9 protein-coding genes are annotated in these 7,673 nt (G+C 65.7%); 2 read left to right on the forward strand and 7 right to left on the reverse strand.

Annotated elements, in window-relative coordinates:
- Positions 1 to 25: 25 nt before the first annotated feature.
- Complete coding sequence (mltG, locus tag GEV06_18195; GenBank protein MPZ19823.1) at positions 26 to 1,054, forward strand: endolytic transglycosylase MltG; 1,029 nt, start codon at positions 26 to 28, stop codon at positions 1,052 to 1,054.
- On the opposite strand, the gene GEV06_18200 is transcribed toward mltG, so the two are convergent.
- From GEV06_18200 to GEV06_18230, 7 genes are all read right to left on the reverse strand, one after another.
- A complete protein-coding gene (locus tag GEV06_18200; protein MPZ19824.1) occupies positions 1,055 to 2,032 on the reverse strand; it encodes an NAD(+) kinase in 978 nt (325 codons plus the stop codon).
- A complete protein-coding gene (locus GEV06_18205; protein ID MPZ19825.1) occupies positions 1,971 to 2,741 on the reverse strand; it encodes a TlyA family rRNA (cytidine-2'-O)-methyltransferase in 771 nt (256 codons plus the stop codon). The genes GEV06_18200 and GEV06_18205 overlap by 62 nt, the downstream gene beginning before the upstream one ends.
- 66 nt (positions 2,742 to 2,807) lie before the next feature.
- Positions 2,808 to 3,752, reverse strand: coding sequence for a hypothetical protein (locus GEV06_18210; GenBank protein ID MPZ19826.1), 945 nt, complete (start codon positions 3,750 to 3,752; stop codon positions 2,808 to 2,810).
- A gap of 7 nt (positions 3,753 to 3,759) precedes the next feature.
- Complete coding sequence (locus GEV06_18215) at positions 3,760 to 4,020, reverse strand: exodeoxyribonuclease VII small subunit (protein ID MPZ19827.1); 261 nt, start codon at positions 4,018 to 4,020, stop codon at positions 3,760 to 3,762.
- Between the two features lie 76 nt (positions 4,021 to 4,096).
- Complete coding sequence (locus tag GEV06_18220) at positions 4,097 to 5,509, reverse strand: exodeoxyribonuclease VII large subunit (protein MPZ19828.1); 1,413 nt, start codon at positions 5,507 to 5,509, stop codon at positions 4,097 to 4,099.
- A 14-nt stretch (positions 5,510 to 5,523) separates the two neighbouring features.
- Positions 5,524 to 6,324: a TIGR00282 family metallophosphoesterase gene (locus GEV06_18225; GenBank protein MPZ19829.1), complete on the reverse strand. Its 801-nt coding sequence runs from the start codon at positions 6,322 to 6,324 to the stop codon at positions 5,524 to 5,526.
- A gap of 50 nt (positions 6,325 to 6,374) precedes the next feature.
- Entirely contained in the window at positions 6,375 to 6,818 is a 444-nt protein-coding gene (locus GEV06_18230) for an Hsp20 family protein (GenBank protein MPZ19830.1), read from the reverse strand.
- Positions 6,819 to 7,067: 249 nt separating this feature from the next.
- On the opposite strand from GEV06_18230, the gene GEV06_18235 reads away from it, so the two are divergent.
- Positions 7,068 to 7,517, forward strand: coding sequence for an Hsp20 family protein (locus tag GEV06_18235; protein MPZ19831.1), 450 nt, complete (start codon positions 7,068 to 7,070; stop codon positions 7,515 to 7,517).
- Positions 7,518 to 7,673: the final 156 nt, after the last annotated feature.

Genomic DNA, 7,673 nt, shown 5'->3' on the forward strand with positions numbered 1-7,673 from the left:
GGCGTGCAGTGGGGAATGGAGATCGATGCGTCGTTGGTTGTTGCTCACACTTCTCGTGTTTGCCGCGGTTGGCGTGCTGTTGGGTGTCATCGCCTATCGTGTGGTGACGCCCTACAAGGGCTACGCTGCGGATGAGCAGTTCGTCGACATCCGGGCGGGCAGCTCACAGCGTGCCATCGGCGACCGCCTCGTCGAGAGTGGCGTGGTCCGCGATCGGATTGCCTTTCGTGTGGCGGTCCGGCTCGGCGCGCGCGGCCGGGCCCTCAAGGCAGGCGAATACCGCTTCGGTCGACCAGCCTCGATGCTGGAGGTCGTCGACAAGCTAGCGCGGGGGGACGTCTACCTGCGCCCGCTCACGATACCCGAAGGGCTGACGATTGCCGAGATGGCGACGCTTTTCAACGCGAAAGGCTTTGGGGCCGAACAGCACTTCCTGGAAGCGGCTTCTGATCCAACACCCATTCGCGATCTCGATCCTGACGCACGGGATCTCGAAGGCTACTTGTTTCCCGACACGTACAACCTGCCGCGGCGTGTCGATGCGCGAGAGCTCGTGAATCAGATGGTCGGACGGTTCAAGGCGGTGTTCGACGATCGCATGCGCGCGCGGGTGAGCGGGAGCGGGCAGACCGTGCGTGAGCTGGTAACGCTGGCGTCGATGGTCGAGAAGGAGACCGGCCAGGATCACGAGCGTTCACTCGTCGCAGCCGTTTTTGCGAATCGACTCCAGAAAGGGATCGGTCTCTATTCCGACCCGACAATCATCTACGCGCTCACCAAGACCGGGCGTTACGAGGGCAATCTCTCACGAGCCGACTTGCGTCTCGACTCGCCGTATAACACCTACAAGTACCCGGGCTTGCCACCGGGGCCCATCGCAGCCCCCGGCCGCGCATCACTGACCGCCGCGCTCGAACCCGCGTCTGTCGATTACCTGTACTTCGTCAGCCGGAACGACGGGTCCCATGTCTTCGCGCACACCCTCGATGAGCACAACAAGAACGTCCGGGAGTACCAGGTTCGCTACTTCCGGGAACGCCGAGGGAAAGGCTAGCTACCGCTCCGCCCACTTCAGCTTTTCGCGGAGCACGTCGAAATAGGTGCGGGCCGTCGGCCGTAGGAGCCGCAGCAGCTTGGGCGCGGCGGTCACGGTCGCAACGCTGCCCGCTGGCAACGGCACACTGGTTTGCCCGTCGACGGTGACGTAGATGTCCGACCGAGCATCCGTCATCGACTCCTTGCGCCCCTGTACGCGGACCGTCGACCTTCCCGGTATCACGACGGGCCGGTTGGTCAGAGTGTGCGGCGCAATCGGCGTAAGCACGATCGCCGGCACCGACGGATGAACGATGGGACCGCCGGCCGAGAGGTTGTACGCCGTGGATCCAGTAGGCGACGCAACGATGAGGCCGTCGGACTTGAAGCGCGCCACGGGTTGACCGTCGACCATGACGTCGAGGTCGATCATGCGAGGTAGGGCGCCGCGCGTGATCACGATGTCGTTGAGGGCGATCCAAGGGCCACGATTGCCATCGGACGCCTCGATCCGTACTTCGAGCATGAGGCGCGGATCTTCGGCGGTCTGCCCGGCCAATGCCAATTCGAGCGCCCCGTACAGCTCGCCCAAGGTGACCTCGGTCAGGAAGCCGAGACTGCCGAAGTTCACACCCAGAATGGGAATGTCCGCGTCGGCGCGCGCAATGCGGCTGGCTGTCGCGAGCAGTGTCCCGTCGCCGCCCAGGACCACGATGAGGTCTACCTCGTGAGGAAAGCGGTCGTCGTCGTCGACGACCCGCGTCGCGTGCACTGAACCGCATAGCGCCGCCGTCGGAGCGTCGAACAGGGCGCTCCAGCCGCGCGCCTCGAGCCAGTTGACGATGTCGGCGAGCACGCCAATCGCCTCTTCCAGGTGAGGCTTGGCCACGAGGCCAACACGTTGGATCTTCCTCGGGCTCGTGGTGGTACCTGTCTCAGCCATCACTTGCTGCCCTGTCATTGGACCCCGCGCGCAGGTGAACGAAGATCTCGACATTGCCCTCGGCCCCCGTGATCGGCGAAGGCACGGTGCCGCATGTCCGCAGGCCGAGATCGGCTGCCGCGCGCGTGACCTCGTCGACCACCCGCAGCCGGATCGCCGGATCCCTCACGACGCCGCCGCTCCCAACCTCTGCACGTCCCGCCTCGAATTGCGGCTTGACGAGCGCGAGGACGTTTGCGCCGAGCCGGAGCAACGGAGGCACGACTGGCAGTATGTATCGGAGCGAGATGAAGGCTACATCAATTGTGACGATATCGAAGCTGCGACGATGGTCGGGAAGCTGGCCCGGCGTCAGCGCGCGGGCGTTCACGCCTTCGACGACGAAGACGCGCGGGTCGTTGCGCAGCCGCCAGTCGAGTTGGCCATGGCCGACGTCGAGCGCGACGACCGCCGTTGCGCCGCGACGTAGCAGAACATCTGTGAAACCGCCGGTGGATGCGCCGATATCCAGGGCCTCGCGTCCCTCGACGATCAGGCCGAGCGCATCGAGTGCGTGCGCGAGCTTGATACCGCCTCGGCTCACATACGGGTGATCGGGCCCGAGCAGCTCGATCTCCACCTGCTCGTCGACCAACGCCCCCGGCTTCGGTTGCGGCAGCATTTTCACACGGACGCGCCCGGCGAGCACCATTGCCCGGGCCCGTTCTCGCGACGCCGCGAGCCCCCGGTTCACGAGGAGCGTGTCCAAGCGGAGTCTGGGCATAGACGTAGGGATCAAGGGATCAAGGGATCAAGGGATCAAGGGGTCAAGGGATCAAGGGGCCCCACTCTATTTCCGTCTTTCCCTGATCCACGTTGCCAAGGCGGGCAGGTGGCCAGCGAGGCCCTCCCGGGCGAGGGCGGCGTGCGCCTGCTCGACGCAAGAGCGGGCGAGGCGCTTCGACTCCTCGAGGCCGTAGACGGCCGGATACGTCAGCTTGCCGGCGGCGGCGTCCTTCCCAGCCGTCTTGCCCAAATCTTCCGCCGCCCCCTCGACATCCAACACATCGTCAACAATCTGGAAGCACAGGCCGAGCTGAGCGGCGTAGTCATCGATGGCGACGAGCTGCTCCTCGGCGGCACCGGCCATGAGCGCACCAGCACTGGCCGCTGCCCGGATGAGCGCGCCCGTCTTGCGCGCGTGCAGATCGCTGAGAAGTCCCGTCGCCTCGTCCGTTTGAGGCGGCCGCCCCTCGAGCTCGAGATCGAGCACCTGCCCCCCGACCATGCCGAGCGCCCCGGCGGCGGAGGCGATGAGCCCAATCGTGCGCAGCTTGCGCGTGTGGACGGCGGCGACGCCAACCGCCGGCTCGCGCGCGAGCAGCCCGAACGCTTCCGTCAGCAGGGCATCCCCCGCGAGGATGGCTAGCGCTTCCCCGTAGACCACATGTGCCGTCGGGCGACCGCGGCGCAGGGTGTCGTTGTCCATCGCCGGCAGGTCGTCGTGGATCAGCGAGTAGGTGTGGATCATCTCGAGCGCACACGCCGCCGGGAGCGCCAGCTGTCGTGCGTCATCGTAAGCGCTTGCCACAGCATCGGCAGCCGCCAAGGCGAGCACCGACCGGAACCGCTTGCCGCCGGCAAAGAGGCTATAGCGCATCGCCTCGACGACGCCTGGCGAGCTCGGCGCTCCAGACTGTGCGAGCCGCTCACGTGGGAGCCACTGATCGAGCGCCGCGTCCACCTCACGGCGCGCGCTCTCGATGAAGCCGTCGAGCGTCTCGGCCTCGCGCATCACCAGCTCACGTGCGGGACCCAGAGCGTGGACCGTCGGCATCCAGGCCCAGCGCGGGCGGTGCCTCGCGAAGCTCGCCGCGCTCGGTGAGGATCTCGATGCGTCGCTCCGCCTCCTCGAGGTGCTGGTGGCAATAACGCGATAGCTGCACGCCGCGCTCGAAGAGCTGCAGTGACCGCTCGAGCGACAGGTCGCCCTCCTCGAGCGTCTTGACAATGCCCTCGAGCTCCGCGAGCGCCGTCTCGAAGTCCTTCACTTCGTCAGTCATGGCGATCTCCAACCCGTGAGGTCTCTACATTTCCTGGTACGTACCCGTGGGGGTACGGCGTCCCTCGCGTGCTGCGCTACGCGGTTTCGTCCTCTCGATCATCGGGTTGACTCGTCTCCACGCGGCACGCCAACGCGCCGTGCTGCAACTGCACGTGAACCTCGTCGCCCGCCGTGACCGCGCGGGCATCGCGCAACAGGACGGAACGGTCCGCGCTCCAGCACAGCGCGAAGCCGCGTGCGAGCACGCTGAGCGGGCTCAGCGTGTCGAGTCTGCCAGCGGCCGTCCGGAGACGACCGTCGGCGCGCTGGCGACGAAGGTCGAGCGTGGCGCGCAGCTTCGTCTCGGCCACGTGCAGTCGGCGCCGCGCATGCGGGAGTCGCCGGCCGAGATCCTGCGCTTCGAGCCGCAAACGCAGCTCGTGGAGCGTCCCCCGCCGTTGCGAGAGATGGGCGCGCAGGACGTGGCGCAAGGCGTGCGCGGCCTCGCCGGCGCGCCGGGCCGAAGAGGCCAGGCGCGTCCGCACGCGCATGAACCCGCGCCGCGTCGCCACGTCGTACAGCGTCCGGTGACGCAGGTTGAGGCCCTGGTCCACGTGCGCGCGCATGCGCTCGACCAACCGGTCAATCCGCTGACAGAACTCGTCCTTTCGCGCAACGACGATCTCGGCGGCATTGGAGGGCGTCGCCGCACGGACGTCCGCGACGAAGTCGGCGATCGTGTAGTCCACTTGATGGCCGACAGCGGAGATGACCGGCACCGGGCAGGCGGCGATGGCGCGCGCGACAGCCTCTTCGTTGAATGCCCACAGATCCTCGATGGAACCGCCGCCGCGACCGACGATGATGGCGTCGACGTCGCCATGGCGTGCGAGCTGGCGCAGGCTGCGGGTGACCTCTTCTGCGGCGCCGGCGCCTTGCACACGCGCCGGCCTGATGACGACGCGTACGGCCGCATGTCGCTGTCGGAGCACCTTGAGCATGTCGCGCAGCGCGGCGCCGTCGAGCGAGGTCACGATTCCAATCTTGCGCGGCAGCAACGGTAAGGGGCGCTTGCGTGACGCGTCGAAGAGCCCCTCGGCTTCGAGCTTCTTCTTGAGTTGCTCGAAAGCCAGCTGCAGGGCGCCGACGCCTTTCGGCTCCATTTCCTCGACGATGAGCTGGTACTCGCCCCTGGGCTCGTAGACGCCGACGCCGGCGCGTACGAGCACGCGCATGCCGTCTCGTGGCTTGAATCGGAGAAACCGCACGGCCGTCCGGAACATGACGCCGCGAACCTGCGCGTCATCATCCTTGAGCGTGAAGTAGAGGATCCCCGTCGTCCAGAGCCGGCAGTTGGAGAGCTCTCCTTCGACCCAGACGTCGCGAAACGCACCCTCCAGACGGACGCGAATCTGCTGGGTCAGCTCACGGACCGTCAGCACACGGCGGGTCCGCTGTTGTACCGGCGGCGGTGCCGCAGGCTCGCGCGGCTCGTCCTCGAATGGCAGATCGAACAGCGTGGTCACGTCAGGCCGCCGATTTCTGCTTTGGTCAGGCTCAGGCGCTCGATCGTCAGCGCGCGTCCGGTCGCAGGCTCGGTGGTGACGATCACCGCGTGCAGCCGCGGATCGCCCGTGGCAGCGTCGAACCGTGCGGGCATCGCGTTGAGAAAACGGCCGAGCGCAGCCGACTTCTCGACACCAATGATCGAGTCGTGCGGCCCGGTCATCCCGACATCCGTGATGTACGCGGTTCCGCCGGGCAGGACGCGAGCGTCGGCGGTCTGCACATGCGTGTGTGTGCCGAGCACGGCCGTGCAGCGTCCATCCAGGTGCCAACCCATTGCAATCTTCTCGGATGTCGCTTCTGCATGGAAGTCGACGACGATGACCGACGTCTCCGCTCGGAGGCGCTCGATCTCTGCGAGCGCTGCCTGAAAGGGGTCGTCGATGCTCAGCATGAACACGCGACCCATCAAGTTGAGCACGCCAACCGGGTCGCCACTCGGGGTGTGGACCACGCACGAGCCGAACCCCGGCACGCCGCGTGGATAGTTGGCGGGCCGAATCAATCGTTGCTCGATGCCGATGTACTGAATTGCCTCGCGCTTGTCCCAGACGTGGTTGCCGGATGTCATCACCGCCACGCCCGCCGCCAGAATCTCGGCGCCGGTCTCCGGCGTGATCCCGGAACCGCCCGCGGCGTTCTCGACGTTCGCGATAACCAGGTCGATCTCATGCTGCTGAACCAGTCGGGGGACCGCAGGCTTGAGGAGTTGGCGCCCCGGCTTGCCGAAAATGTCACCAATGAACAACAACCGCATCCAGTTCCCTTGCCCTCCCTCGTCGCCCCTCGCCCTGTGCCCCTTGCCGCTTACCCCTTTTCTACGGGAATGACGAACTCTTGGCCGCGTCGCTCCTCGAGCTTGGGAACCACGATTCGGACCTCGCCGGCCACGAGCGTGGCACGGCTCCGCCGGATGTCGATCGCCGTCGAGATACGCACCGCACGTGCGAAGCGCCCGTAGGCACGCTCGACCAGATGAAAGGTCGTGGCCGTCGGTTGCCCACCCGCTGGAGGGCGCTTGCAGCCACAAACCACCAGCGTACCGGCCTTGAACAGGACGCGCACGTCTTCGACCGCGACGCCCGCCAAGTCGAGGTAGATCTCGATCGTGTCGTGGCGTTCGATGACATCCAGGGGAGGGGAGTAGACCCCAGCCGACGACCGCCAGGCGGCGGTGTGGGGCCGTTCCAGTTCGTCGAAGAGCCGCCGAACCTCCTCTGCGAGCTCAGTGACTTCAGGAAAGGGCAGCATCACGCCTAATCATACAGAGGGTTCGAGGTTCAGGGTTCGCGGTTCGAGGTTTTAAAGGGCGAGGTTCGCGTGCGAGCGAACTGGTCCGACATATATGAGTGTAATCGACGCATATTGTATGCTTTACGTGGACTAATATTGTGCTATCATCTGAACTTGGAAAACGACCCGGCGCTCGCGCGGGCTTCGAGGCGCGAGAGATGCGGGTGCCCGGGACGCAGGTCCGTTCCGTGTAAAAGGAGGTCATAAATGGCTATTGTGCGTTTCGATCCATTTCGCGAATTTGCAACGGTGCACGAACGGCTCAATCGCGTGTTCGACGACATCTCCGGACGGCGATCGGACGACGATGTGATGAGCCGTGGTGATTGGCTCCCGGCTGTGGACGTCTACGAGAACGATGATCAGAACGTCGTACTGAAGGCGGAGCTGCCCGGTGTAGCCAAGGAAGACATCACCTTGAGCATCGAGAACAACACGTTGACCCTGAAGGGGGAGCGGAAGCGCTCGCACGAGGTGAAGAACGGTCAGTACCATCGAATCGAGCGCGCGCACGGTGGATTCAGCCGTTCGTTCTCGCTGCCGTCGACGGTGAACTCCGAGAAGGTGGCCGCCGACTTCAGGGATGGCGTGTTGACCATCACCCTGCCGCGCAAGGATGAAGCCAAGCCTCGGCAGATCGATGTGAAAGTTTCCTGAGAAGGTAGGGCCGGGTGACGGGGTGACAGGGGTGACGGGGTGACGGGGTGACGGGGTGACAGGGTGACGGGGTGACAGGGTGACGGGGTGACGGGGTGACAGGGTGACAGGGTGACAGGGTGACAGGGTGACAGGGTGACAGGGTGACAGGGTGAC

Origin of the sequence: Luteitalea sp. (genome assembly GCA_009377605.1) — a bacterium.
GTDB lineage: Bacteria > Acidobacteriota > Vicinamibacteria > Vicinamibacterales > Vicinamibacteraceae > WHTT01.

Coding starts and splice junctions, on each gene's coding strand:
- mltG (MPZ19823.1), top strand. CDS start 26: ATGCGTCGTTGGTTGTTGCTCACACTTCTCGTGTTTGCCGCGGTTGGC.
- GEV06_18200 (MPZ19824.1), bottom strand. CDS start 2,032: ATGTCGAGATCTTCGTTCACCTGCGCGCGGGGTCCAATGACAGGGCAG.
- GEV06_18205 (MPZ19825.1), bottom strand. CDS start 2,741: ATGCCCAGACTCCGCTTGGACACGCTCCTCGTGAACCGGGGGCTCGCG.
- GEV06_18210 (MPZ19826.1), bottom strand. CDS start 3,752: ATGCGCGAGGCCGAGACGCTCGACGGCTTCATCGAGAGCGCGCGCCGT.
- GEV06_18215 (MPZ19827.1), bottom strand. CDS start 4,020: ATGACTGACGAAGTGAAGGACTTCGAGACGGCGCTCGCGGAGCTCGAG.
- GEV06_18225 (MPZ19829.1), bottom strand. CDS start 6,324: ATGCGGTTGTTGTTCATTGGTGACATTTTCGGCAAGCCGGGGCGCCAA.
- GEV06_18230 (MPZ19830.1), bottom strand. CDS start 6,818: ATGCTGCCCTTTCCTGAAGTCACTGAGCTCGCAGAGGAGGTTCGGCGG.
- GEV06_18235 (MPZ19831.1), top strand. CDS start 7,068: ATGGCTATTGTGCGTTTCGATCCATTTCGCGAATTTGCAACGGTGCAC.